Below are 25,225 nucleotides of genomic sequence, written 5' to 3'. Positions count from 1 at the left end.
CAATGCTTTTGTAAATATATTCAGGAGTTTTTATGATAGAAAATTATGATTCAAAAATTGATGAAGTAAATATGGAAAATGTAGTTTTCCATGGTATAAATAAAGATGATTTTTTATTTATAGATTGGATAATTTTAGATGGATGCAATTATAGATGTTCATATTGTTTTGGTCAGAGTTCTCTTGATAAATCACAATTTGTTCCAGTAGAGAAGTTAAAGCATGCTGTTGATCAAATATTTAAAATAAATAGAAAAACATATATTTTTAATATTCTTGGTGGTGAACCAACTTTTTATCCATATTTAATGGATCTAGTGAGTTATATAGATTCTTTTAAAAAGAATATTATATTATCTTTTATAACTAATGGTAGTAGAAGTATAGAATATTTCAATGATCTTATTTCATCTTTTAAATGTGAAAGTATTTTTAATATATCTTTGCATATGGAATATGTAGATATTAAACATATAGAGGAATTGATTAAGTTATTTAATAAACATAAAAAAAGAGTTTTTTTTTCTATTGATGACACATCCTGAATATAAAGAAAAAACAATATTATGTATTTGAAGAAATGTTAAATTTAAGAAAAAAATATGTTTTTGATCTTTATTTGTTTGAACTTAAAGCACCACCAGATTTTCAAACTATAGATAAAAGATATGATGATGAATTTATAAAATGGATAGATTTTAATAGGGGTCATTATGATTTTTTATCAAATAAATATATACAATATGATACAAATTTGGATATAAGGTATCCTCTATCTAATAACTCTTTTTATAGAATAGAGTATAATGATACTCATAAAGATATATCAATTACGCATAGTTTGGCTTTAAGAAATATGAAACGAAATTTTAAGAATTTTTATTGTTGTAGTGGAATTAATTTATTGTCTATTGATTCAATGGGATATTATAGAGGAGGAGTTTGTCCTGTAATCCCATATATAGGTAATATTTATAATGAAGATATAGATATTTATAAACTTAGTAGATATTATAAATGTACTATGGAGCAATGTGGGTGTAATACAAATGATTGTAATTATAAATATAGATATAAAATAGATGCTGATAAATATGTTAATGATTATATTATTGCAAATTCTAATTTAATAATTTCACAATTGAATAATAAATTAGAATTCAATAATTTACAAATATCTGATTTAAATAAAAAAATGTTTGAATTTCAAAATGAATTTTATGCTATTAAAAAAAATGTTGATAGAATAATAAATTTAATTGCTTGGTGGATACCGGTAAAGAAGTGGCGTGAAAGTTTTAGAGATAAATTCAAATCAGATCATGAATAATAATAATATAAATCTTATATAACTTTATAGTAGTTAAAAAATTAGAATGGATAATTTGTATTAAAAGATGTAAATAATATAAATTATTTAAATATGAATATTTATTATAATTGAAATTCTTATTATAATAATTTATAATATAAAAGTATCTTAGTTAAGTGAGTTTTTATGACTAAAGAAGAGAATATAAAATTTAGAGAAGAATTAATAAAAAAGCAATTTAAAAATTCTTTAGGGTATGACCTTAATTTAGATAATCCTCAAACATTTAATGAAAAAATACAATGGTTGAAATTATATAATCATGATCCTTTAATTACAAAATGTGCAGATAAATATTTAGCTAGAGAATATATAAAAGAGAAAATAGGAGAAGAATATTTAATACCATTGCTTGGAGTATGGGATAAAGCAGAAGATATAGATTTTGATTTATTGCCTAATCAATTTGTTTTAAAAGTAAATTGGGGCTGGGGACAAAATATAATAGTAAAAGATAAAACAAAATTAGATATAGAAGAAGTTAGAAATCAATTAAATAACTGGTTAGAGCCTTTATCAAATCATTATTATCATAATTTTGAATGGGGATACAAAAATATACCATCTAAGATTATATGTGAAAAATATATAGAACAATTGGATGGACATTTAGAAGATTATAGAATTTTGTGTTTTAATGGTAAACCTAAATATGTAATTGTAGATTTTGATGCAAAAAATTTTGGTGTAAATGCTAAATTTTTAAGAGCTATATATAATACTGAATGGGAGAGAATGGATATAAAAATACATCATCCAAGTTATATTAGTAGTGTAAATAAACCATATTGTTTAGATAAAATGATAGAAATATCTGAAATTATATCTAAAGATTTTATACATGTGAGAGTTGATTTTTATGTATTAAATAATAATTTTTTTATAGGAGAAATAACTTTTTCTCATCAAAATGGTACAGGTAAATTTACACCTGAAGAATGGGATTATAAATTTGGTGAGTTGTTAGTATTACCTAAAGAGAAGAAAATAGAGTATGATGTTTTAGATAGAGATACTTTAATACAGCAAGCAGTTCTTTTAGAGCCTATATCTGTTGAATATAAAAAACTTCAAGAATTAATAAGAGAAAAAGATTTAGTTATAAACGAAAAAAATGATGAAATTGTTTATATTCATAAAAACAAAAATAAAGAGATAAATGATATAAAATTAAATTCTCATTGGTTTAATTTTCTTACATTATTTGCTATTAGTAATAATGATGAATATGTAAGGATAATATTATTTGGAATAAAATTTACATTTAGAGTTAATGAAAATAGTATTAATAAAGTAGCTTGGTGGATACCATTTAAGAAGTGGCGTGAAAGTTTTAGAAATAAATTCAGACCAGACCAGACCAGACCAGACCAGACCAGACCAGACCAGACCAGACCAGACCTAATAACAATATGTAAAGGGTACATACAGTTTTATAATAATTCAGAAACTAAAAAATTACAACCTATGTTGCAATTAAAAATGCAGCATAGGTTTTTATTTTATTGTCTATCAAATAATTTTAACTATATAGAAGATTCGATTATCTTTATAAATTAAGGAGTTTTTATGACTAAAGAGGAAAATATAAAATTTAGAGAAAAATTAATAAAACAACGATTTAAAAATTCTTTAGGATATGACCTTAATTTAGATAATCCTCAAACATTTAATGAAAAAATACAATGGTTAAAATTGTATAATCATGATCCTTTAATTACAAAATGTGCAGATAAATATTTAGCTAGAGAATATATAAAAGAAAAAGTGGGTGAAGAATATTTAATACCATTGCTTGGAGTATGGGATAAAGCAGAAGATATAGATTTTGATTCATTGCCTAATCAATTTGTTTTGAAAGTAAATTGGGGTTGGGGACAAAATATAATAGTAAAAGATAAAACAAAATTAGATATAGAAGAGGTTAAAAATAAATTAAATAGTTGGTTAGATCCTTTATCAAATCATTATTATTATAATTTTGAATGGAGTTATAAAAATATACTTCCAAAAATTATATGTGAAAAATACATAAATGAGTTGGAAAATAAAATTTTTGACTATAAATTTCATTGTTTTAATGGTATTCCGTATTATCTATATATAATAGAATATAATACTAGTGATAAAGCGAGATTGAATATGTATAATATGAAATGGGAAAAAGTAGACTTGTTTTTTGATCATTATAAAAATACAGATCATGAAATAGATAAACCCCCTATTTTTAATTTAATGATAGATATATCAAAAAAAATATCATCTGATTTTTATTATGTTAGATTAGATCTTATGTATTCTAATAATAAATTATATATAGGAGAATTAACATTTACGCCAACTAATGGAATGGGAACATTTGAGCCTATAGAATGGGATTATAAATTTGGTGAGTTGTTAGAATTACCTAAAGAGAAGAAAATAGAGTATGATGTTTTAGATAGAGATGCTTTAATACAACAAGCAGTTCTTTTAGAGCCTATATCTGAAAAATATAAAGAGTTAGGATATGTTTTGAAATATAAAGATAAACTGCTATTAGAAAAAGATGCTATTATAGAAGAATATGAGAAAATTATAAATAAAATCACTTGGTGGATACCGATTAAAAAGTGGCGTGAACGTTTTAGAGCTAAATTTAAAATAAGACCAGACCAGACCAGACCAGACCAGACCTAATAACAATATGTAAAGAGTACATACTAGTTTATAATAATTCAGAAACTAAAAAATTACAACCTATGTTACATTCAAAAAATGTAGCATAGGTTGTTTATTTTAACTTATTTTATAAAGAGATGAAAAATGGATAAAAATATAGAAAAGATAATAAATGACATAGTTTGGTGTATACCTTTTAAAAAATTAAGATATGCTGTCAGGGAATATTTGTTTTTTTTCAATGATGAATTATTAAAAGAAATAAGAAATAATAATAAAATCTATGAAGAGTTAAATAATAAAATTAATAATTTAGAAGAATATATAAAAAAATTAAATATTAAATTACCTATTCATATGACTGATGATGAGAGAAAATTATTTATAAATACAGTAAAAAATAGTAAAAATTATATTGAGTTTGGCGCTGGTGGAAGTACTTTTATGGTATTAAATATAACAAATGCTAATATAATATCTATAGAAGGTGATCCTAATTGGATTGAATATATGAGGAATAATAATACTATTTTTGAAGCAGAACAAACTTCTAGACTTAAATTTTATTATATAGATATAGGAAAAGTTGGATATTGGAGTAGACCTATAGATAATTCTGCTGAAGAACTATATCCTAATTATTCTAAATATGTATTTACTAAATTAAATAAAGATGAAATTAATGATATAGATACTATACTTATTGATGGTAGATTTAGAGTAGCATGTGCATTAAATAGCATATTTTATTGTAGGAATGCTAAAATTATAATACATGATTTTTTTAATAGAGAATATTATAATATATTACTCAATTACTTAGATATTATAGAAAAAGTAGATACATTAGGGGTTTTTAAAATAAAAAAAGATATTAATTTTTATGAAGTAGAAAAATTAATAAATGAGTATGCTTATGATATTAGATAAATTTGTAATAAAAAAATATTTATGTTAGAATTAGTTATATTTATTAGAAAGGATACAAAATGAAAAAAATATTTTTACTTTTTATAGTTTTTATTGCTGCCATTTCTTGTTCTAACAAAACAGAAAACAATGAAAATGCTGCAATGCCAAATGAAACACAATTGACTTCAAATGCACTTACTTTTGAAGGAGATTTTGTTTATTATGCTGACTCTGCTATATTTAGCAACTATGCAGAGATGAAAAATTATCCTGTAGCTATGGAAGGAGAGTATATTAATTTAGAGAGAGAATATACAGGTTTTAATTTTGCTGAGCCTACTAAAGTTAATCTTAAAGTAGAAGGATATTTAGAAGATAGACCTGGTATGGAAGAAGGTACTACTAATAAATATTTAATAGTTACAAAGATTATAGGCTTTGATACTAATAAAACTACTCCTTTATTTACTGAATAATTTTTTATTATTTATGTATAAGAATTAATGCTAACTTATGTAATTATATGTAAGTTAGCATTTTTTATATGTATATTTAAATTTATTGCTCTTTTTGTTATAATATAAAGAAAATATTTTATGGAATGAAAATGCTTAATAGAGAATATATAAATTATTTAGAGAAACAAAATATATTAATACTTGGAGCTACATTAAGAAGCGGTGTGAGTATTGCTAATGTTTTATATGATATAAATTGTAATAATGATATTAATATAGAGTACGCTTTAAGTGATAGTAAAAGAGAAGAAGAATTAAAGCTAAGTATAGAAGCGTTAAAAGATAAAAATGCAAAATTATACTTTGGAAAGCAAGATGCAAATATTTTAAAAGATATTACATTGATAATAATTTCACCTGGAGTTCCTCAAAGTATAGATATAGTGAAAGAAGCTAAAAAAAGAAATATAAAAGTTATAGGTGAAATAGAGTTTGCCTATAATTTAATACCAGATAGAAATTATATATCAGTAACTGGTACAGATGGAAAAACTACTACGGTTAATTTAATTTATAGTATTATAAGTTCTTATAAAAAGGCTAGATTATTGGGTAATGTTGGAAATACTTTTTCTAAAGAAGTTGAAAGTATAGAAAAAGATGAAGATATAGTATTAGAGCTTTCTAGTTTTCAGTTGGAAACAATTGATAATTTTCACTCTCATATTTCTGTTATACTCAATATAGCTGAGGACCATTTAGACAGATACAAAGATATAGAAGATTATTTTAATGCTAAAAAAAATATTACTAAAAATCAAAATAGCAATGATTTTTTAATTCTAAATTATGATAATTTTTATACTAATAGATATTATAATGAACTTATAAAAACAAAGGATATATCATTTAATGTATTAATTTTTTCTACTAAATATAGAGAAGCTAATTTATATTATAATAGTAAAGATGAATGTTTCTATTATAATGGTGAAAAAATATTTTCTATAGCAAAAAGAAAACTTCTTGGAATGCACAATATAGAAAATATTTTAGCTTCGGTATTGGCATGTATAAAAGATAATATACCGATAGAATATATAGATAAAGCTGTTAATAATTTTAAAAGCATAGAGCATAGATTAGAGTTTGTAAAAGAGATTGATGGGGTAAGGTATATAAATGATTCTAAGGCAACATCTATGAGTGCTGTTATGAGTGCTTTAAAATCGTTTGACAAAAATATTATACTCATAATGGGCGGTAGAAATAAGGGTATAGATTTTAAACCTTTAAAGTCGATTATAGAAGAGAGAGTTAAAAAGCTTATTCTTACTGGCGAGGCATCTGAAGATTTAAGCAGCATGATAGATGTTTCTAATAAAATTATTATAAAAGATTTTACAGAAGCTTTTGATTATGCTAAAAAAATAGCTGTAAAAGGAGATACTGTTTTGCTTTCTCCAGGTTGTGCAAGTTTTGATAGTTTTAAAAATTATGAAGAGCGCGGAAAATATTTTAAAAGTTTAGTGAATAGATAGAATACTTTTTAATAATTTTTATTAAATTTAAAAAAAACATGATTTTAAAAAACTAATTTTTCAGAGGTAATAAATAGATGAATGTTCATAAACTAATTTTTAAGATACCTTTTATAGTTACAGTTTCTGTTATAATTGCCACTATATCTAGTATAATTATGGTTTCTATTTTATCATCAAAGGCTATGGATGTTATAGTTAGAAATGGACTTGAGTCAAATGTTTTGTCTTATAATAAACTTGTTGATTTATGGTTTGAGGATAACAATAATTCTATGGTGAATTTTTCAAAAAATAATGATATTATTAATTTTCTTCAAAATACTAATGATGCTGTTTTAAGATTAAATGCTGAAGGAGCATTAAAATCTTTTGCAGACAGCAAAAACTCTTTTTTAAATTTTATTATTGTAGATACAGCGGGTAATGCAATTTTAGATTCTTCTGGCGGAAGTTTATTAGGGGTATCAATCAATAAAGGAAATGATGATTGGAAAATGTTTGAAGCTTCTGGATATAATTCCGGAGGAGAAAGCAGCATAGAAAAATCAATAATGACAGGTCTTCCAACTTATAGATTATGGCATGGTATAAAAGATAGTAATGGCAATTTAATAGGGATATTAGTTGGTAATGTAAATTGGGCAGATTTTGTTGATAGATTTATTAGCAATTTTAGTATAGGAAATACTGGTCAAATTGTTATTATAGATAAAGATAAAAAAATATTAGCTCATAAAGATAAAAACAAAATATTAACTACAGATAATTATCCTCCTTATGAAACAGTAATAAAAGACAAAAATGGAATCATTACATATAAGGATGCAAGAGAAGTATATTATATGTCATTTCATAATATAAAAAATACTAATTGGTATATTATAGTTTCTATGGCTAAGAGCGAGTTATATGCTCCTTCTAAAAATATGGTTTTATATGCTATGATAACGGCAATTGTTGTTATAGGAGTTTTGATTGCTTTTGCTATTTTATTTACTAAGAGACTTATTTCTCATGTTAATGAGGCATTGAGAGTTGCTAGTATTATATCTGACGGAGATTTAACTTTTAATATAGATGATAAATATTTAAATAGAAAAGATGAAATGGGTTATTTAATAAGAAGTTTGACAATATAAGAAAGTCAATGAAGAGCATAATAGAAACTGCCAATTCTAATATAGACTTAACTAAAAAAACAGCCTATTCGCTTTCTTATGCAAACAAAGATTTATATAATAGAACAAATGAACAGATAGATTCTTTAAGTAAAACAGCTGAAGCTACAGAGGAGATATCAAGTACTATAGAAAAATCTGTAGAAAATGCTAATTTAATTAATAAGATGATGATAGAATCAAGAGATGCTATAGAGAAAGCAGGAAGCATTATATCTGAGACTGCTAAAAATACGGAAGAGGCTTTTGAATATAGTAATAAAATTAGCGGTTTAGTGAAGTTTATAGAAGATATTGCCTTTCAAACTAACATACTTGCCTTAAATGCTTCTGTAGAGGCAGCACGTGCTGGAGAGCAGGGGCGTGGATTTGCAGTTGTAGCTTCTGAGGTTAGAAATTTAGCACAAACTACACAAAGTTCAGTTAATAATATCACTTCATTTATAAATGGCAGTAATGAGAAAGTAAAAAATGCTACTAATTCAGCTAATACATCTAGAGAATTATTTGCTGATATAGAAAATAAAATAAATGAAACTACAAAAGTAATAGAAGATATGGTTAATACTACAAATGAACAGATGGCTGGTATTAATAATATCAATAATGCTGTTATAAACATGGATTCTAAAACACAAGAAAATACTAGTTTAGTATATTCTATGCAGGAATCATCTCAGGAACTTGAAAAACAAATGGAAGAGCTTTTTAACGCTATGAGCTTTTTCAAAGTTGGTCCTCGTAGATTAGAATGGACTAATGAATATTATACTTACAATAAAGTTATAGATAATCAGCATAAACAGATTATAGATTATGCTAATAAAGTACATCATGCTTTATATAACAATGATAAAAATGAAGTTGATGAAGCATTTAGAGGTGCTATAGAGTATACTAAATACCATTTCTCTGAAGAGCAAAAAATACAAATGGAAAATAAAGAGAATTATCCAAAAATAAAAGAACATTTTGAGGAACATAAGAAGTTTATTAAGGCTATTAATGAAGAATATGAGGCATTTAAAACTAGTTCCAACTGGAGAAAAATTGCAGAAAATTTCTCTGGTCTTTTAGGAAAACTTTTAATAGAACATATTGGTGTTTGGGATAAGGAGTTTGTTAGAACTGCTGATATAAAAGATTATTAATTATTCCAGTTTGAACCAAAAGGGGAGCTTTCTATTAATTTGTTATAGAATAGCTCTCTTATTTTTTTTAAAAAGTTTTTTGTTTCATCACTTGAATAGTCAGCATAAGTCCAAGGAAGTTCAGTGTAGCCTTTTTTCTTTTTGTATATTAAAGTTAAATCAGCAAATACTCCATCTTTTAAATATATTCTATGAGTGAAGTTTTTATTTGTTACTAGCACAAAATTTTCTAAAGTAAGTATTGCTGGGTCTATATTTATTTTTCTGTTATTATTACTATCTAAATATTTTTTTTCTATTTCATCAGTTGTTTTTTTTACTTCTACTATATAATCTCTCTCTATCATGTTTTCAAATACTATAAATCTTTTTTTTAAATCTTCTCCCATCTCATCAGCATAATAAATAGAATGAGAAAATAAATATTCTTCTCCAATTATCTTAGTATTTCCAAAATTATTTATTAATTCATTTAAAGTGTTATTATATATCTCATCTTCATGATACATTAAAGCAATGATGAGTACTGCTTTTGATTGTTTAATAGATTTACTCATTTTAGTATAATACATTAATTTAATCTTATCTTCAATAGCTCTATAGACATAATTTTAATAATAATATATTATTAGAGTAAAAGAGGGTGTTTATGAATAATCATTTTTTAAAGAAAGTATCTATTATTTCTTTATTGTTTATTATGCTTTTTGCAAAGAAGCAAGTTATAACAGGAGAGGTAAGAATATTAGGTACTTATCTTTTTCCAAATGTAGTTATATCTGAGAATAATATAGATTATTATTTTGATAAGAGCTTTTTTGAAGAGTATTCTAAATATCAAGGTAAAGTTATTAGTGTAGAAGCTAAAGTAAAAAAAGAAAAACTCTGGCTTGCCGACAGAAGTAAATCTTTTGACAGATATACGATAAAATGGGTTAAAAAAATTGAGTAAAAAAGAATTGTGTTTCTCTTTTTTATTGTATTATGATAAATGTTTTTATACTTGACAAAAAAAGAATTATGAAGTATATTTAAGCATTATAATTTAAATTTGCTATTAACTTAATAAATTAAGATAAATATAATCTTTTGAAGGAGAAAAAATGAAACGTACTTATCAGCCAAGTAAGTTGCGTCGTGCTAGGAAATTTGGTTTTTTTAAACGTATGGCAACAAAGCACGGTAGAGATGTATTAAAACGTAGAAGAAGAAAGGGTAGATATCGTTTAACTTCTGCCGATGAGTGATGTTAATCAATCATTAAATGGTAATACTAATCTGATTAATGATCGGGAAAATAATAAGAGAGTATCATTTAAATTATATCGTAAAGAAAAACTTAAAAGTAAAAAAGATATAATTTGCTTTTTTAAAAAAAATGATAATTCTAGTTTGCTTAAGTATAGTAATTATTTTTTTACTATACTTGCATTGCAAAATAATCGTTCATATTCTAGGTTTGTTGTAACAATAAAAAAAAATAAAAACTAATGCCGTAAAAAGAAATAGAGCGAAAAGAATTGTCAGAGAAATCTATAGAACAGAAAAAAATAATATACCTGTAGGGTATGATTATTTTATCATTATTAATAGATATATTTCCCGTTCATTTTTGGATTATAAAAAAGAGTTAATGAAGTTGTTTTATAGGATTTGATGGATATAGTTTTTTATGCTTAAGAAAATATTATTGTTTTTAATTTTTATATATCAAAAAGCAATATCACCATATCTTAGGCCTTCTTGCAGATATATTCCTTCTTGTTCTGAATATGCTAAAGAGGCTGTTATTAAATATGGTGCTTTTAAAGGCAGTTTTCTCGCTGTAGCAAGAGTTCTTAGATGTAATCCGCTTGCTAAAAAAAATATATGATCCTGTTCCATAATTATTTTTAAGGAGCTTTTTTGTTTTATGAGTAATAACAAGAGAATGATTTTAGCCGTTGCACTTTCGGGAGTAATCTTGTTTGCATACATGTTCTATCAGGCTAAAACAATTAAACCTGTAGCAAATCAAAATAATATACAAACTAATAATATAAATACAAATCAGAATAACACTGAAAATCAAAACGTATTATTAAATACTTCACAAATACAAAAAGTTGATTATACCACTAATGGAAATATGTTAGCTACTAATGATACTACTGAAACATTAGAAAATGATTATGTTATAGCTACATTTAAAAACGGTTCTTTGTTTTCTTATAAACTTAAAAATTATTATAAACAAGATTCTGAGATAACTAATGAAATAGTTGATATGGTAGAGCAAGTATATGAAGGTATATATCCTTTTACTTTAACTTTTCAAAATCTATCAAACTCTATAGCTTTGCCTAATGTCTTTAATTATTATTCTGTAAAAGAAAATAATGCTGTTACATATGTAGCAGATGCTTCTATAGAAGGTAATCCTATAAGAATAAAAAAGACTTTTGCTTTTGGTGAAGACCCTTATCAATTAACAAATACTGTAACTATAGAAAATCTTAGCGAAAAAGATTTATCTATGTATTATTCTTATTTTTTAGGCACAGGTATTGGACCTTATAGAACTGAGAAAAACTCTGTAAGAGAAGATGCTACAAAGGCACAATATTTGATAAAGGGTAATGGTAAATCAAAAGTTCTTCTTACTGGGGATATAGTTAAAGAAAATATATTATCAAAATTATTTGGTTTTGGTAATGGTGCTAAAACTAATAATGTTAAATACAACATATATGAAGGTCAAGATAAATGGGTGGCTTTAAATAATAGATATTTTGCTATTATTTCTAGTCCTGCACAGTCTAATGCAAAATTCGAGACTATGACTTTTTCTAGACCTGTTACCAATGAATATAGAAATGATTTCCATATTGCTAATTTAATATCAGAGCATAATATAAAATCTGGTTCTTCTGTTGTAGATACTTATTCTGTTTATATAGGACCAAAGGTAAGAAGAATATTCTCAAAATATTATCTTGAAGAGTCTTATGAATCAATATTCCAAGAATCTTTCTTAGGACTTAACTTAAGACCTTTAACTTATATATTAGATATTATTTTGAATGCTTTATATGGTTTTACAAAAAGTTATGCTTGGGCAATAATATTATTTACTTTAATATTTAAAATTGTTACTTATCCGCTTAACCATGCTTCATACAAATCTATGAGAAAGATGCAGTTGGTTAATCCTAAAATAGAACGTATTAGAGAGCAGTATAAAGATAATCCTGAAAAATTAAATGCTGAAATTATGAATATATATAAAAAGGAGAAAATTAATCCTTTGGGCGGATGTTTGCCTATGCTTTTACCTTTCCCGCTTCTTATAGCATTTTTCTATTTGATGCAGTCTATGGTAGAGCTTAGAAATACTCCTTTCCTATGGATTACAGATTTATCTTCTCCAGATAAGTTATTTGTATTTCCAGCAGCTATACCTATTTTAGGCGGTTTTAATTTCAATTTATTCCCTATACTTATGGCTATTACAAGTTATGTTAGTATGAAGATACAGCCTTCTTCTTCAGCAGGTGCTGCAGGCGGACAAGCTGCTATGCAGATGAAAATGATGACTACTATATTCCCGCTTATGATGCTTCTTATGTTCTATAACTTTGCTAGTGGTTTGGCTTTATATTGGACTGCACAAAATGTGTTTGGTGTAATTCAGCAATTTATAACTTCAAAACTTTTAAATAAAAATGATTCTAATAATAATAATGAAACTGTTATTGAGAATAAATATACTAAAAAAGGAAATGGAAAAAAGAAAAGAAAATAGATTTATTCTTTTTTAAGGAGGAAATTATGTTAGTAAAAGAGTTTAGCGGTAAATCAGAGAGGGACGCTATTAATAATGCCCTTACAGAACTTAATCTTACAGAGGACCAAGTTAGAGTAGAAGTAATAGATAAAGGTAAAAGGAGTATTCTTGGAATAGGAGAAGATTCTCCAACTATTATAAGAGTTTTTTATGAAGAATTAGCTAATGATTTGAATGAATTTCAAGAAATCATGACTAATATATTAAAATATATGGGTATCAATGCTGAAGTAACTGTAAAAGAAGAAACTGAAAAAAGAATATATATAGATATTTCTACAGAAGATTCAGGAGTTTTAATTGGTAAAAAAGGAAATACTTTAGAGGCTTTACAGTTTGTAATATCATTAATAGCTTCTAAAAAATTCGGCGATGATAATGAAAGACATATTATATTAGATGTTGATGGATATAGAGACAGACGCGAAGAGACTTTAAAGCACATGGCTCGTCAAGCAGCACAGCAAGCTAAAAGAACTAGAAGAACTGTTTCTCTTGAACCTATGTCTCCTTATGAAAGAAGAATAATACACTTAGAATTACAAAATGACCAAGATGTAGAAACTAAAAGTGATGGTGAGCCGCCATATAGAAGCGTTAGAGTTTATTCTAAAAAGAAAGGCGGATACAATAATAAAAGATATAATGACAAGGGCGGATACAATAAGTCTTATTACAGAAATAGATAATTAAAAAATAATTAAAAATATGGGCTGCATTAATAAAATGCGGCCTTTTTTATTATTGTAAAATATAAAAAATTGTTATATTATTGTTATTAAGTAATTTATTGGAGGTAGGATAAGATGATAAAAAAGATATTATACTTTATTTTTGTTATTTTACTTATTGGCTGTTCCAATAAAGATAAAACTGGCAGTGATACATTTAGTGTTGATTATTCAAAGGGGTTAGAACAATTTAATAAAAGCAGTTATGTTTCAGTTGATACTTTTGATGCTTCAAGTGTTGATGCTAATTTAAAAAATGCATATTTATGGGTATCTATAAAATACGATAAATTATCTTCTTCTATTAATAGCAATAATACTGATGAGCCTGATTATTTATTATATTCTGAAGTTGAAGGAAAGGGATTGGATTATACTTTTTCTATACCAAAAGCAAATCAAAAATTCATAGAAGGCGCTTTAACTTTTTCTGAAGATGCTTCATCTCTTACAATTAAGTTTACAAAAAATGTATTGTATCCTACTCTTGTTGGAAAAACTTTTGTATGTAATAAAAAGTAATATTATTCAAATCTTGTAAATGGCATATTTTCTATGGCACCTTCTGCACCTATAGTTTCATTTAAATTGCCGTTTATTAAAAAGATAACATTATCTATACCTTCAAATTGTGTTGCTGTGTATACTAATTGATATATTTGAAGCATAGTGCCCTCATTTCCAAGAGGATTAAATTCGAAGCTTTCATTAAAATTCAAATATACTGTATCTCCTGCTACGAATATATCTAATAATTCTGTATCTTTAGGTATGCAGCTTATTATATTATCTCTATTCTCTTCATCAGTAGCACCATTTAACAAAGTCTTTATTGTCTCTTCTATTGAATTATTATTTTCTATATTTCTCTTTCTAAATATTAATGTAATAGAACCTGTGTTTTCATCATATTCTACTAAATATACTCCTTCATTGCTTGTGTTTTTTAAGTTTCTTTCATTAGAATAATCTCTTTTTACACTATTATTTGCCTTTGAAGTTTTATATTTTGCTATATCTTTTTGAGCTTTTTGTATAATTTCTTTTTTATTTATATTTTCTTTTGTGCTTATTATTTTATTTTCTTCTCTTACTATATTATTATTATTATTATTATTATTATTATTATTTATTTGTTTTTCAGTGTTATTGATTATTCTTTCGTTGTTGTTAATTACTCTTTCAGTATTATTAGGATTTACTAAATCATTAATCACTCTATTATAATCATTATTATTTTTTATTATACCATTATTATTTGGCATTACACTTGTTTGAGAGTTTATTATTAAGTCTCTTTTTGATGTTGTTTCTTCTATAGTATCATTTCTTGTTTTAGTTATATTATTATTATTATTATTATTATTAACTAAACTATCTGCTAATCTTTCATAATCTTTTTGAGTATTATTTTTTACAGGAGTTTTTTGAGTTGTATTTTCTTTACCATCATTAGATGTTGTTATTATTCTTTCTCTAGAATTATAATTATTTTCTTCTTTTTTATCTTCTCTAAAATAATAATTATAATTATTAGTATTATATTTTTCTTTAGGTTCATTATTGTTTCTCATATAGCTTGGAGGAGTTGAACTATATGTAGTTGTTGCTGGTCGCATTGTTTTTATATCTCTTGTTGTATTTTCTTTTGGTTTTAGGATATCATAAAAAATGCTTGAAGAGATGTTGCTATTATTTGCTGCTATTTTCTTCATCAGATGTTTTATTGTTTATTGAGTTAGTTACTTTTTCTAAATAGTTATTTTTTTCTTCTGTTAAATTATTTAAGTTATTGTTTTCTAAATTATTATTTTCATTTATTGTATTATTATTATTATTATTATTATTATTATTATTATTATTATTATTAACACCTCTATTTTGCTGTATCATTTCTTGTATGTAATTATATGAATCATTAACTATATTGTTTATGTTTTGTTCTTCTGTATTTTCTATATTATTATCTTTTTGCTCTTCTATATCTTTTGTATTGTTAAGTTGATTATTTTGATTATTATTAAAAAATACGGATAATGACTCTCTTGTAATTGTGGAGTTGTTTTGCATAGAATTTGTATTTTGTGTATTTACAGAAGTTTCAAGCATAGAATTAGTTTCATAAGCCATAATTGATAAAGTTTCATTTGTATTAGATTTTATGAAGAAATTAAATAGCGGTACATTATCTAAGAAACTTATTTTATTTTCTTCTTCACTTCCTGTAGTTTCTAATGTTAATGCTTCTCTATGATTAATGCTAAAAAAGTCTTTTACAGCAATATCTACCATAGGAGAATATTTTTTTATAATAGTAAATAGTATAGATACAAGTAATATAAATGAAACAGATATAATTATAGGTTTTTTAAAATTAAATTCTTTATCTTCGCTTCTTATTCTTCTTGTATATGATATACCTTTAGATTTAGCTTTTAACTGCTCATATCTTGGCACTTTTCAACTCCATTTTTTATAGTGTATCGTTATAATTATCGAAAAAATAGAAAATTGTGTTAGAATTTTATTATATATATAAGTAAATATATTAGTAATTAATTGCATTATATTTCTAAATATAGTATTATTACTTAACTATTATAGAAGGGGAGAATTATGTTAAAAAGAATATTATTGTTTTTGTATATTTTTATTTTAATTATTTCATGTACAAATAATGTAAATCGTTCTTCAAAGGAATTATTTATTAATGCTGGTGAAGAACCAAAGACAATAGACCCTACATTATCTGGAAACGACTTTGTTTATCCAAGACATGTATTTGAAACTTTGATAATAAAGGATAAAAATGGCAATTTGCAAGGCGGTGCTTGTGAAAGTTGGGATATTTCAGATGATGGACTTAAATATACTTTTCATTTGAGAGAGAATGCTAAGTGGTCTGACGGAGTAAATGTAACTGCAAATGATTTTGTTTATGCTTTACAAAGAGCTGCTAATCCAGCTAGTGCTGCAGAGTATACTTCATTTGTAGAATATATAAAAAATGCTGTGAAGGTACTTTCTAGTGAGCTTCCAGTAGAAGAGCTTGGGGTAAAAGCTATAGATGATTATACTTTAGAAATAACTTTAGAATCACCTACAGGATATTTTTTAGATATACTTACTTATCCAATATTTGCTCCTGTTAGAAAAGACATTATAGAAAAGTATGGTGATGAATGGTCATTAAGTCCAGAAAGCTATATTGGTAATGGTGCATTTGTTATGACAGAGAGAAATCCTGATGAAAAAATAGTTGTAGTAAAAAATACTAATTATTGGAATAAAGATAATATTGTTCCTGAAAAAATTACTTTTGTGATGATGAAAGATGCTACTTTAGCACTTGCTGGTATAAAAGATGGTTCATTAGATTTTTCTGTTAATATTATAGAACAGGATTTAGAAAAACTTAAAGAAGAGGGTATAGTTAATATAGCTCCATATTTTTCTACAGTTGCTTTTGGTATAAATGCTACTAATGAAGTCTTAAAAGATGTAAGAATAAGAAAGGCATTATCTTTGGCTATAGACAGAAACTATATAGTTGAAAATGTTGTACCTACTGCAAAATCACCTACTAGTGCTTGGGTTCCTGTGGGAGCTTATGATGTTAGCGGAGATTTTAGAGAAAATGGCGGAGAATATATTGATTTGTCTAAAGAGGCTTATTCTAATAATGTTGAGATGGCTAAACAATTATTGGCTGAAGCAGGATATCCTAATGGTGAGAATTTCCCTGTATTAGAATATAAGACTACTTCAGATTTGGTTTATATGCAAGTAGCTGAAGCAGTGCAGCAGATGTGGAAAGAAAATTTAGGTATTGATTTACAAATAACTTCTATGGAATGGGCTGCTTATCAGCAGATGAGAAGTGATAAAGATTATCAGCTTATAAGAACTTTATGGATTGGTGATTATAGCGATCCTATGACTTTCTTAGAGAATTATTTAAGTTATAGAAGCCAAAATACTACAGGATACAGCAATATTATGTTTGATAAATACATAGAAACTGCTAGGTCTACTGCTAATCAAAGTATAAGAATGGAAGCTATGCATAATGCTGAAAAATTGTTGGTAGCAGAAGATAACTTGTTAATACCTATATACAATCCTTCAAATCCAACTCTAATAAGTAAGAGATTAAAAGACTATGTTCTAACTCCATTACAAGAATATCAATTCCATTATGCTTATTTAGAATAAATTATTAAATTTTATTAAGTCCCTTATCTGTTTTGGTAAGGGACTTTTTATTTTTAAATAAATCTTATTATAAAAAATAAATATACTAATACCGATAATTATAGTAATAAATTTAAATATATTTTGGAAGTTTATGAAAAGATTATCAATTTTATTTTTTATGTTATTTTTAATATGTTCATGTTCTACTATGGATAAAATTTCAGAAAATAATATAACAGATAAAAAAAATGTATTAGACGGCAGAAAGTTTAAATTGGTTAGTATATATCCAGATATGAATATTACAATAGAGTTTAATGATAATAAAATAAGCGGTTTTTCAGCAGTTAATAGATATTCATCTTTATATGAAATAGATGGAGATATTTTTAATGTTTATAATTTAATAACAACATTAATGTCTGGACCTAAAGACAAAATGAAAGCAGAATATGAGTATTTAAATCTTTTAAAAGATGTAACCTCATATAAAATTGAAGGCAAAAAATTAACTTTATATACAGTGCTTTCTAGTAACTATTTAATTTTTGAAGAGATATGAAAAGAAATAATTTAAAAAATATACTTATAATATTATCTATTATATTCTTTATAATGTTTTCTTGTTCTTCTACAAAGAAGTCATTAGCCGTGTCATCTAGCACACTTACAGGTAAAACTTATAAACTTACAAATATGTTTGAAGAAGATGGTATTACAATATCTTTTTATAATACTGAGTTTTACGGCTATGGCGGAGCTAATACATATTTTGGAGAATATGAGGTTAGAAGGGGGAATATTTTACTTATAAAAAATATAGAAGTTACTAAAATATCTGAAGATGAAGAAACTTTAAAAAAAGAAAGAAGATTACATCAAATATTTGAATAATGCTTCATCTATAGAGTTTAACGGTGAAGAATTAGTTATAAATACTTTAGATAAAGATTTAAAGCTCATTTTCAAAAGACTTTATTAACTTTTAATTCTATCTCTCTATATATTTCTAAAAATCCTGTTTTATGTTATAATATTTGCAATTAAATTTTATGGGAATATTTTTTTATTATGAAAAGCAATCTCATCTCTTTCATTAAAAGAAAGAATGAATCAATACATACAACAGAAACTATTTATATAGCATCAATATTTAGTATTATAGGCGGGTTTGTTGATTCATATACTTATATTACAAGAGATGGTGTATTTGCTTATGCTCAGACAGGTAATATTATATTTTTTGCTATGAATATTGCTAGAAGAGATTTTTTTGAGGCTATGCATTATTTAATATCTATTTTTGTATTTATAATAGGTATTTGGTTTGCTTTATATGTAAAAAAAATATTAAATAGAAAAAAATTAATGGAATTAGAATATTTAGTAATACTTATAAATTCCATTATACTTTTTGTAGTTGGTCTTTTACCTAGAGGAATGTTTGATACTGTAGTTATTAGTTTTATAGCTTTTATGTCTGCTATTTTGATGATAACTTTTAATAGGGTTGAGGGACTTGCTTATGTTACTAATATGTGTACAGGAAATTTAAGGTCTGCTTCAGAAAATTTTTTTAAGTTTTTATTTAACAAAGATAAAACTGGATTAAAAAATGGACTTATATATTTAAGCATTTTATCATGTTTTATGTGCGGAGCTTTTTTGGGAAGTTTGTTTACTAATATTTTAGGAAGCAGGAGTATATGGATAGCAAGCGGATTATTGCTTATAGTTGAGAGTTTAATGTTTTTTGATAATTAATTACTATTTTTTGTATTGATGAAAATGATTTTTATATATATAATTTAAGGATATTTTTATGGATTATTATAAAATACTTAATGTTAATATATTAGCAAGTGAAGAGAAGATAAAAAAGTCTTATAGAGAGTTAGCAAAATTATATCACCCTGATAGAAATGCTGGAGATGATGTTGCTGCTGATAAGTTTAAAGAAATTACTGAAGCTTATGATGTTTTATCTGATAAAAAAAAGAGAATGGAATATAATATTAAGTATTTAGCTAATAATAAATATGTTATAACAGGACTAGCTGCCTTAGGATTAGGAGTTAGTATAATAATTGGAAGCAAGAGAAGAAAATAATTTTGTTAATATTTATTTTTTGATTTTATATATAAGCTTTTATTTTTTATGTATTTTATAAATGAGGATATGTTAAAATGGCAAACAAAAGAGATTATTACGAAGTATTGGGAGTAAGTAAAACAGCGAGTGCTGATGAAATTAAAAAGGCGTATAGAAAATTAGCTATGCAATATCACCCTGATAGAAATCCAGGCAATAAAGAAGCAGAAGAGAAGTTTAAAGAAGCTACAGAAGCTTATGAGATATTATCTGATGAAAAGAAGCGTGCTCAGTATGACCAATTTGGTTTTCAAGGCGTTCATAGTGATTTTGCTGATGCTTATGGAAGAGGCGGATTTGACTTTTCTCAGATGTTTGGAGGCTCTGGCGGTTTTGGCGATTTGGACGATATATTTAGTTCTTTTTTTGGAGGAGGTTTTTCTTCTAGAAGTTCAAGAGGTCAAAGACGCGGTAATGATTTAAGACATGATGTTACGCTTTCTCTTGAAGATGCTGTGTTCGGCAAAAAGATGGAGATTAAATTAGATAAAAAAGATATTTGTGATGCTTGTCATGGAAGCGGAGCTGAACCTGGTACCAAAACTCAAACTTGTCCTTCTTGTAATGGTACAGGTGAGGTTAGAATGGCTCAAGGATTTTTTAGCGTAAGAAGAACTTGCAGCAGATGTAATGGAACTGGCTCTATTGTTACTACACCTTGTAAAAAATGTCATGGAACTGGTACTATTAAAAAGCCTAAAACTATATCTGTTAATATACCTAAGGGAATTGATGATAATACACAGTTAAGAATATCTGGAGAGGGTGAAGCTATTGCTGGAGGTGTAAATGGAGATTTATACCTTTATATACATGTAGCACCGCATCAGTATTTTGTTAGAGATGGTATTGATTTAATTACTGAAGTGGGTATTAATATAGTACAGGCTACTTTAGGTGATGATATATTTATAGAAACATTAGATAAGAAAAAAGTAAAAATAAAAATTCCTGCTGGTACTAATAGCGGACAGATTTTTAAGCTAAAAGGAAATGGAGCTAATCATATTAATAGGTCATCTAGAGGAGATTTATTTGTTATAGTAAATATTGATGTTAATAATAAATTGTCTTCTGAAGAGAAAAGATTATTTAATGAGCTTAAAAAAGTTATTCCAAATAATGAAGAGCCAAAATTAAGAAAGCCTAGCAGAAATAATTTATAATTGTTTTGTTATGATTTCTATTAATTGATTTGCACTATATTCTATACTTGGGATATTTTCTATTGAAGATGAAAGACTATTATATAATTCTTTATCTTCTATGAGTGTAATTAATTTATTGCATAGAGATATTGGATTTTGAGAGTTATATATTATGGCGTTTTTATTATCTGTAGTAATTTCTGCAGACGGACTTTTAGAATCTATTATTGGTACTATTTTATTATGCCAAGCAGATATTAATTCTATATAGAAAGGGTCTTCTGTATTATGTATTAAAATTGTATAGGCACTCGATATTATATCTTCTATATTAGAGTTATAATCTACTAGCTCCACATAGTCTTTTATCTTTAATTTATTTATATTATCTTCTAAGTATTTGTTGTATCCTGCTATTATTAGTTTGTATGCTTCTTTATTATTTTTTATTGAATTATTTATATATTCACAGTATGCAGAAGTACATTTATATATGCTGTTTTTTGAATCGAAGAAAGTGAGTATATAATTTTTTTCTTTATTCTTAATATTCTGCTTTGAAATATATGGCGAATAATATGGACGAACTATTTCTATTGTTTTATTATTATTATAAATATATTCCAGGATATTCTTTATTTTTTCATTAGCACATAATACTATATCTATATTTGAAAGACTTTTATAATCTTCTTTTAATTTTCTTTTGTTATTATTATTTTTATATATATGTTTTTGAAAGTTTATTGAATACCATATTATTAGAGGTGATTTTATTTTCATTTTATTAAACATATTTTTTATTTTATATGCTATTATATTCATTGGATAATCTATAGCAATTATTGCCAGAGCATTTTTTGATTGATTTACTATTTCTTTGATATTTGGAAGTTTTAATGATAGATGTTTCTTTGTAATGTAACCATAAAAAGTTTTTGGAAATTTATTTGAATATAGAGTTACTTTTAGGCCTTTTTTGTATAATAAATCTATTAAATTTAATATAAATATATTTGTTCTGTTATTTATTGTTATATTTGATGTTAATATTATTACTTCTTTCATAATTAATTTTATATCTTTATTAAAAATTAATATTATTATTTCCGATATTTATAGCAGTATTTGTAAGGAAATATTATGAAATTAATAAAGATACTGCTTGCTATTTTTATGCTATATATTTCGGCATATTCCAAAGATATTTTACAATATTCTCAAAAAACTGTATCTGATAGAAATTTAGATATTAATGTAGAAAATGTAAATATTATTACAAATGATTTCTTTAATAATGCCAATGAAGATATTAAAATAAATATTGTAAATAAATTAAATGAAGCTAAATTATTAATAGAAGAGTCTAAATATAATGAAGCTATTAATATTTGTAATTCATTAGAAGAAAGTTATAAAGATTATTATGATATTTATTATACTAGAGGGCTTGCTTATTATAAACATGGAGATTTATATTATGCTTCTTTAGATTTTAGTAAGATTATAAATTGGTATATTAATGATAGAGAAGTGCATAAGAACATAGCAGATTTGTTTTATAAGATTAATGAGTATGAATATGCTTTAATAACTTATATATCTGCTTATAAAATATATAATGATAATTATTGGTTATATTTAGCTGGTGATATTGCTTTTAGAAATTTTGATATAAAGAGTGCTGAAAAATATTATAGCTTATGTATTCAAAATGGAAGTGATTATGGATATGAGGGCTTTGGAGATATTAGTATTTTTAAAAAGCAATATGATGATGCTATAAATAATTATAATGTTGCTGTTAGAGCAAATGTTTCTAATGATAATAATATAATTAGAATAAACTCTAAAATATCAAATGCTGCAGTACAAAAAGAACTTTATGCTTGGGATAGTTTAATAATTTCTAATGATTATAGTAACGCTATTAGTAAATTAGATTCTCTTTCTAATTATACAAAAGATTATCCTGAAATAGAGCTTGCTTTAGCTAAGACTTATTTTAAAATGAAAAATTATAATGAATCTAAAGATATGTTAAATAGATTTATAAAAAATAATAAAAACTTTGATGAGGCTTATGCTATACTTGCTCAAATATTTTTATATGAGGGTAAAGAGAGAGAGGCTATTAATATATTAGAAGAGGGATTAAAATATTCTTATAACAAGCCTAGACTATATGAAACACTTGCTAATATGCTTTATAATTATGGATATTTATATTATCCAAATGAAATAATTTCTCAAATTGTTGGTTTTTATGATATATCTGATGAAAATAAAATAGAATATGCTAAATATTTAATATTTAAAAGAAAATACGAAAAAGCAAAAGAGATATTAGTTAGTATAGAAGCTTATAGAAATACTGTTGCTAATTTAAGTAAATCTATTGATTATAATATTGCTCTTGATAGGGCTGATTATTTATATAATAATGGACTTTATGTTGATATTATTAATTTAATGATGAACAGCAAATTTGAAGGCTATGAAGAGCAGAGAAGATTATGGTATATTGCAAGCAGCTATTCTAAATTGGGTTCTACAGATGAAGGCATAAAAATTTTAAAAAGAGCTTTTGATGATAATGTTATAAGTATTAATAATGTTATATTATTAAGAGAGCTTTTGGGCATAAGAGTAAAATCAAATGATATTTCTGATTATCAAAAAGAGATATACCTTACAGATATAAAATCTACTTTATTCTGGGAAGATGATTTAAAATTTAACACTTCTCTTATTACTGATAAAGTATTTGAATATTTAAAATTTGATAGATATGATGATGCTATTAATTATATAGATGGACTTAGAAATATTAATACTAAAGACCCTTATATAAAAAAGATAAACTCTATAATATACGGATATTATGCTTCATATTTGTATAATACAAAAGAATATGATAAATCAAAAAATATTGCCAATTTAGCTATGAGAATTAATAGAGAGAATTATGATGCTATAGCTATAAAAAATAAAATATATATAGATTCTTATTTAGCTTCTATGGGCAATTATAATAATATTAATGGGTATGTTAAGTTTTCTGATGTTAGAAGAGAGGTTTTAAAAATTGCTCCTGCTTATATGAACAATGTTATTGCCTTAGCAGAATCATTGGCATATGAGTATGACAGCAGTGCTTATGATATGACTTATAATATTTTTAAGTATGTTAATGTTGCTGGGGCAAAAGATGCTATTTTAGGAAGAATCTACAGCAAGAGCAGATTGTATGGATATTCAATTAATGCTTTTGACAGAGCTTCTAAATATATGGATGTAGATTTGCTTTGGAAGGTAGACAGTATTGTTAATGTTAGCTCTTATCCTTTATCTTTATTTAATTTAAATAAGGAATATGAATCTGATAGAGATTTTTATGCATTATCAAAATTAAATATTAAACTTGGAAATAATGCTGCTGCTATGAGATATGCTAATAAGGCTGTTTTAATTAATGGTGATAATCTTGACTATTTGTATCAAATATCTTATATAAATGAGATAACAGGAAATAATCGTGAAGCATTAGATGGTTATGAGAATATTATTAGCATTAATAAAAATCAGGCTGCTGCTAATTATAGGGCTTCTGTTGTAGCATTAAATTATTTTAGAGATTTTGTTAAGGCTCAGAAATATGCTCTAAATTATATTTCACTTCTTCCTGATGATGGAAGCGGATACGCTTTACTTGCTAGAATATACAAATTGAGAGCTGAAAGCTATATAGATAGAAATACAAATACTCTTCTAAAAGAATCTTTACAGCTATATAAAACAGCATTAAATAAATCTGTTTGGGGTAAAGATATGGTTGATAAAAAATATATTGAAAAAGAAATAGAAGATATATTAAATAAACTATTAAAATAAA

At 25.1% G+C, this 25,225-nt stretch carries 27 protein-coding genes; 23 read left to right on the top strand and 4 right to left on the bottom strand.

Going from position 1 to position 25,225, the window contains the following annotated elements; genetic code table 11:
- The first annotated feature begins 32 nt into the window (after positions 1–32).
- From BPP43_RS02900 to BPP43_RS11930, 9 genes are all read left to right on the top strand, one after another.
- Positions 33–545: a radical SAM protein gene (locus tag BPP43_RS02900; RefSeq protein WP_015274112.1), complete on the top strand. Its 513-nt coding sequence runs from the start codon at positions 33–35 to the stop codon at positions 543–545.
- A 35-nt stretch (positions 546–580) separates the two neighbouring features.
- On the top strand, positions 581–1,330 hold the full coding sequence (locus BPP43_RS02895) for a hypothetical protein (protein ID WP_015274111.1): 750 nt from the start codon (positions 581–583) through the stop codon (positions 1,328–1,330).
- Positions 1,331–1,498: 168 nt separating this feature from the next.
- The gene (locus BPP43_RS02890; RefSeq protein ID WP_015274110.1) at positions 1,499–2,932 is read left to right on the top strand and encodes an ATP-grasp fold amidoligase family protein; all 1,434 of its coding nucleotides are present in this window, start codon (positions 1,499–1,501) and stop codon (positions 2,930–2,932) included.
- 9 nt (positions 2,933–2,941) lie between these two features.
- Positions 2,942–4,051, top strand: coding sequence for an ATP-grasp fold amidoligase family protein (locus BPP43_RS02885; protein ID WP_015274109.1), 1,110 nt, complete (start codon positions 2,942–2,944; stop codon positions 4,049–4,051).
- A 126-nt stretch (positions 4,052–4,177) separates the two neighbouring features.
- The gene (locus BPP43_RS02880; protein ID WP_015274108.1) at positions 4,178–4,963 is read left to right on the top strand and encodes a hypothetical protein; all 786 of its coding nucleotides are present in this window, start codon (positions 4,178–4,180) and stop codon (positions 4,961–4,963) included.
- Positions 4,964–5,022: 59 nt separating this feature from the next.
- Positions 5,023–5,421, top strand: coding sequence for a lipoprotein (locus BPP43_RS02875; protein WP_015274107.1), 399 nt, complete (start codon positions 5,023–5,025; stop codon positions 5,419–5,421).
- 125 nt (positions 5,422–5,546) lie between these two features.
- Positions 5,547–6,944 (top strand): UDP-N-acetylmuramoyl-L-alanine--D-glutamate ligase, encoded by a 1,398-nt coding sequence (gene murD / locus BPP43_RS02870; protein ID WP_015274106.1) that lies wholly within the window; start codon positions 5,547–5,549, stop codon positions 6,942–6,944.
- Positions 6,945–7,021: 77 nt separating this feature from the next.
- Entirely contained in the window at positions 7,022–8,086 is a 1,065-nt protein-coding gene (locus BPP43_RS11935) for a PDC sensor domain-containing protein (protein ID WP_252832378.1), read from the top strand.
- Positions 8,087–8,094: 8 nt separating this feature from the next.
- A complete protein-coding gene (locus tag BPP43_RS11930; protein ID WP_252832377.1) occupies positions 8,095–9,276 on the top strand; it encodes a methyl-accepting chemotaxis protein in 1,182 nt (393 codons plus the stop codon).
- Here BPP43_RS11930 and BPP43_RS02860 read toward each other — a convergent pair.
- Positions 9,273–9,848, bottom strand: a complete 576-nt coding sequence (locus BPP43_RS02860) for a DUF4416 family protein (protein ID WP_013242972.1) — start codon at positions 9,846–9,848, stop codon at positions 9,273–9,275. The genes BPP43_RS11930 and BPP43_RS02860 overlap by 4 nt on opposite strands.
- A 77-nt stretch (positions 9,849–9,925) precedes the next feature.
- On the opposite strand from BPP43_RS02860, the gene BPP43_RS02855 reads away from it, so the two are divergent.
- The 7 genes from BPP43_RS02855 (at position 9,926) to BPP43_RS02825 (ending at position 14,355) form a co-directional block, all read left to right on the top strand.
- Positions 9,926–10,228 (top strand): hypothetical protein, encoded by a 303-nt coding sequence (locus tag BPP43_RS02855; protein ID WP_013242973.1) that lies wholly within the window; start codon positions 9,926–9,928, stop codon positions 10,226–10,228.
- A gap of 151 nt (positions 10,229–10,379) precedes the next feature.
- Entirely contained in the window at positions 10,380–10,523 is a 144-nt protein-coding gene (gene rpmH, locus BPP43_RS02850; RefSeq protein WP_014933193.1) for a 50S ribosomal protein L34, read from the top strand.
- Positions 10,524–10,756: 233 nt separating this feature from the next.
- Positions 10,757–10,933, top strand: coding sequence for a ribonuclease P protein component (locus BPP43_RS11925; RefSeq protein ID WP_353933489.1), 177 nt, complete (start codon positions 10,757–10,759; stop codon positions 10,931–10,933).
- A gap of 15 nt (positions 10,934–10,948) precedes the next feature.
- Positions 10,949–11,149 carry a membrane protein insertion efficiency factor YidD gene (gene yidD, locus BPP43_RS02840; RefSeq protein WP_015274104.1) on the top strand — a complete coding sequence of 67 codons (201 nt, stop codon included), beginning with the start codon at positions 10,949–10,951 and terminating at the stop codon, positions 11,147–11,149.
- A gap of 39 nt (positions 11,150–11,188) precedes the next feature.
- The gene (gene yidC / locus BPP43_RS02835; protein WP_041752805.1) at positions 11,189–13,060 is read left to right on the top strand and encodes a membrane protein insertase YidC; all 1,872 of its coding nucleotides are present in this window, start codon (positions 11,189–11,191) and stop codon (positions 13,058–13,060) included.
- Positions 13,061–13,086: 26 nt separating this feature from the next.
- Positions 13,087–13,791, top strand: coding sequence for an RNA-binding cell elongation regulator Jag/EloR (gene jag, locus BPP43_RS02830; protein WP_013242977.1), 705 nt, complete (start codon positions 13,087–13,089; stop codon positions 13,789–13,791).
- Positions 13,792–13,908: 117 nt separating this feature from the next.
- Positions 13,909–14,355, top strand: a complete 447-nt coding sequence (locus BPP43_RS02825) for a hypothetical protein (RefSeq protein WP_015274102.1) — start codon at positions 13,909–13,911, stop codon at positions 14,353–14,355.
- 2 nt (positions 14,356–14,357) lie between these two features.
- Here BPP43_RS02825 and BPP43_RS12645 read toward each other — a convergent pair whose 3' ends face one another.
- Together BPP43_RS12645 and BPP43_RS12640 are read right to left on the bottom strand one after the other, a co-directional pair.
- Positions 14,358–15,548, bottom strand: a complete 1,191-nt coding sequence (locus BPP43_RS12645) for a GerMN domain-containing protein (protein ID WP_353933486.1) — start codon at positions 15,546–15,548, stop codon at positions 14,358–14,360.
- Positions 15,526–16,290 carry a hypothetical protein gene (locus tag BPP43_RS12640; RefSeq protein ID WP_353933485.1) on the bottom strand — a complete coding sequence of 255 codons (765 nt, stop codon included), beginning with the start codon at positions 16,288–16,290 and terminating at the stop codon, positions 15,526–15,528. Before BPP43_RS12640 ends, BPP43_RS12645 begins: the two co-directional genes overlap by 23 nt.
- Before the next feature lie 159 nt (positions 16,291–16,449).
- Here BPP43_RS12640 and BPP43_RS02815 point away from each other — a divergent pair, with 159 nt between their 5' ends.
- From BPP43_RS02815 to dnaJ, 6 genes are all read left to right on the top strand, one after another.
- Positions 16,450–18,048 (top strand): peptide ABC transporter substrate-binding protein, encoded by a 1,599-nt coding sequence (locus BPP43_RS02815; protein WP_013242980.1) that lies wholly within the window; start codon positions 16,450–16,452, stop codon positions 18,046–18,048.
- Positions 18,049–18,181: 133 nt separating this feature from the next.
- Positions 18,182–18,592, top strand: a complete 411-nt coding sequence (locus BPP43_RS02810) for an META domain-containing protein (protein WP_015274101.1) — start codon at positions 18,182–18,184, stop codon at positions 18,590–18,592.
- Positions 18,589–18,924, top strand: coding sequence for an META domain-containing protein (locus BPP43_RS02805; protein ID WP_015274100.1), 336 nt, complete (start codon positions 18,589–18,591; stop codon positions 18,922–18,924). The genes BPP43_RS02810 and BPP43_RS02805 overlap by 4 nt, the downstream gene beginning before the upstream one ends.
- A 177-nt stretch (positions 18,925–19,101) precedes the next feature.
- Positions 19,102–19,794, top strand: a complete 693-nt coding sequence (locus BPP43_RS02800) for a YoaK family protein (protein ID WP_014933200.1) — start codon at positions 19,102–19,104, stop codon at positions 19,792–19,794.
- A gap of 58 nt (positions 19,795–19,852) precedes the next feature.
- On the top strand, positions 19,853–20,140 hold the full coding sequence (locus BPP43_RS02795) for a DnaJ domain-containing protein (protein ID WP_013242984.1): 288 nt from the start codon (positions 19,853–19,855) through the stop codon (positions 20,138–20,140).
- Positions 20,141–20,217: 77 nt separating this feature from the next.
- Complete coding sequence (gene dnaJ, locus BPP43_RS02790; protein ID WP_013242985.1) at positions 20,218–21,348, top strand: molecular chaperone DnaJ; 1,131 nt, start codon at positions 20,218–20,220, stop codon at positions 21,346–21,348.
- Here the strand turns inward: dnaJ and BPP43_RS02785 are convergent.
- Positions 21,343–22,398 (bottom strand): glycosyltransferase, encoded by a 1,056-nt coding sequence (locus BPP43_RS02785; protein ID WP_015274098.1) that lies wholly within the window; start codon positions 22,396–22,398, stop codon positions 21,343–21,345. The two genes, dnaJ and BPP43_RS02785, sit on opposite strands and share 6 nt — an antisense overlap.
- Before the next feature lie 75 nt (positions 22,399–22,473).
- On the opposite strand from BPP43_RS02785, the gene BPP43_RS02780 reads away from it, so the two are divergent.
- Positions 22,474–25,224, top strand: coding sequence for a tetratricopeptide repeat protein (locus BPP43_RS02780; protein WP_015274097.1), 2,751 nt, complete (start codon positions 22,474–22,476; stop codon positions 25,222–25,224).
- Position 25,225: the final 1 nt, after the last annotated feature.

The sequence above is a fragment of the Brachyspira pilosicoli P43/6/78 genome, assembly GCF_000325665.1.
Lineage (GTDB): Bacteria > Spirochaetota > Brachyspiria > Brachyspirales > Brachyspiraceae > Brachyspira > Brachyspira pilosicoli.
Note: the sequence above shows the minus strand (reverse complement) of the source record. Positions and strands in the feature narration are given on the sequence as shown.

Excerpts from the sequence above, each read along its gene's own strand:
- BPP43_RS02805 (WP_015274100.1), top strand. The coding sequence starts at position 18,589 with ATGAAAAGAAATAATTTAAAAAATATACTTATAATATTATCTATTATA.
- BPP43_RS02880 (WP_015274108.1), top strand. The coding sequence starts at position 4,178 with ATGGATAAAAATATAGAAAAGATAATAAATGACATAGTTTGGTGTATA.
- BPP43_RS02810 (WP_015274101.1), top strand. The coding sequence starts at position 18,182 with ATGAAAAGATTATCAATTTTATTTTTTATGTTATTTTTAATATGTTCA.
- BPP43_RS02825 (WP_015274102.1), top strand. The coding sequence starts at position 13,909 with ATGATAAAAAAGATATTATACTTTATTTTTGTTATTTTACTTATTGGC.
- BPP43_RS02900 (WP_015274112.1), top strand. The coding sequence starts at position 33 with ATGATAGAAAATTATGATTCAAAAATTGATGAAGTAAATATGGAAAAT.
- BPP43_RS02785 (WP_015274098.1), bottom strand. The coding sequence starts at position 22,398 with ATGAAAGAAGTAATAATATTAACATCAAATATAACAATAAATAACAGA.
- BPP43_RS12645 (WP_353933486.1), bottom strand. The coding sequence starts at position 15,548 with ATGAAGAAAATAGCAGCAAATAATAGCAACATCTCTTCAAGCATTTTT.
- BPP43_RS02890 (WP_015274110.1), top strand. The coding sequence starts at position 1,499 with ATGACTAAAGAAGAGAATATAAAATTTAGAGAAGAATTAATAAAAAAG.
- BPP43_RS02800 (WP_014933200.1), top strand. The coding sequence starts at position 19,102 with ATGAAAAGCAATCTCATCTCTTTCATTAAAAGAAAGAATGAATCAATA.
- murD (WP_015274106.1), top strand. The coding sequence starts at position 5,547 with ATGAAAATGCTTAATAGAGAATATATAAATTATTTAGAGAAACAAAAT.
- BPP43_RS11930 (WP_252832377.1), top strand. The coding sequence starts at position 8,095 with ATGAAGAGCATAATAGAAACTGCCAATTCTAATATAGACTTAACTAAA.
- jag (WP_013242977.1), top strand. The coding sequence starts at position 13,087 with ATGTTAGTAAAAGAGTTTAGCGGTAAATCAGAGAGGGACGCTATTAAT.
- BPP43_RS11935 (WP_252832378.1), top strand. The coding sequence starts at position 7,022 with ATGAATGTTCATAAACTAATTTTTAAGATACCTTTTATAGTTACAGTT.
- yidD (WP_015274104.1), top strand. The coding sequence starts at position 10,949 with ATGCTTAAGAAAATATTATTGTTTTTAATTTTTATATATCAAAAAGCA.
- BPP43_RS02860 (WP_013242972.1), bottom strand. The coding sequence starts at position 9,848 with ATGTATTATACTAAAATGAGTAAATCTATTAAACAATCAAAAGCAGTA.
- BPP43_RS02780 (WP_015274097.1), top strand. The coding sequence starts at position 22,474 with ATGAAATTAATAAAGATACTGCTTGCTATTTTTATGCTATATATTTCG.
- BPP43_RS02795 (WP_013242984.1), top strand. The coding sequence starts at position 19,853 with ATGGATTATTATAAAATACTTAATGTTAATATATTAGCAAGTGAAGAG.
- BPP43_RS02885 (WP_015274109.1), top strand. The coding sequence starts at position 2,942 with ATGACTAAAGAGGAAAATATAAAATTTAGAGAAAAATTAATAAAACAA.
- rpmH (WP_014933193.1), top strand. The coding sequence starts at position 10,380 with ATGAAACGTACTTATCAGCCAAGTAAGTTGCGTCGTGCTAGGAAATTT.
- BPP43_RS02855 (WP_013242973.1), top strand. The coding sequence starts at position 9,926 with ATGAATAATCATTTTTTAAAGAAAGTATCTATTATTTCTTTATTGTTT.
- dnaJ (WP_013242985.1), top strand. The coding sequence starts at position 20,218 with ATGGCAAACAAAAGAGATTATTACGAAGTATTGGGAGTAAGTAAAACA.
- yidC (WP_041752805.1), top strand. The coding sequence starts at position 11,189 with ATGAGTAATAACAAGAGAATGATTTTAGCCGTTGCACTTTCGGGAGTA.
- BPP43_RS02815 (WP_013242980.1), top strand. The coding sequence starts at position 16,450 with ATGTTAAAAAGAATATTATTGTTTTTGTATATTTTTATTTTAATTATT.
- BPP43_RS02895 (WP_015274111.1), top strand. The coding sequence starts at position 581 with ATGTTAAATTTAAGAAAAAAATATGTTTTTGATCTTTATTTGTTTGAA.
- BPP43_RS02875 (WP_015274107.1), top strand. The coding sequence starts at position 5,023 with ATGAAAAAAATATTTTTACTTTTTATAGTTTTTATTGCTGCCATTTCT.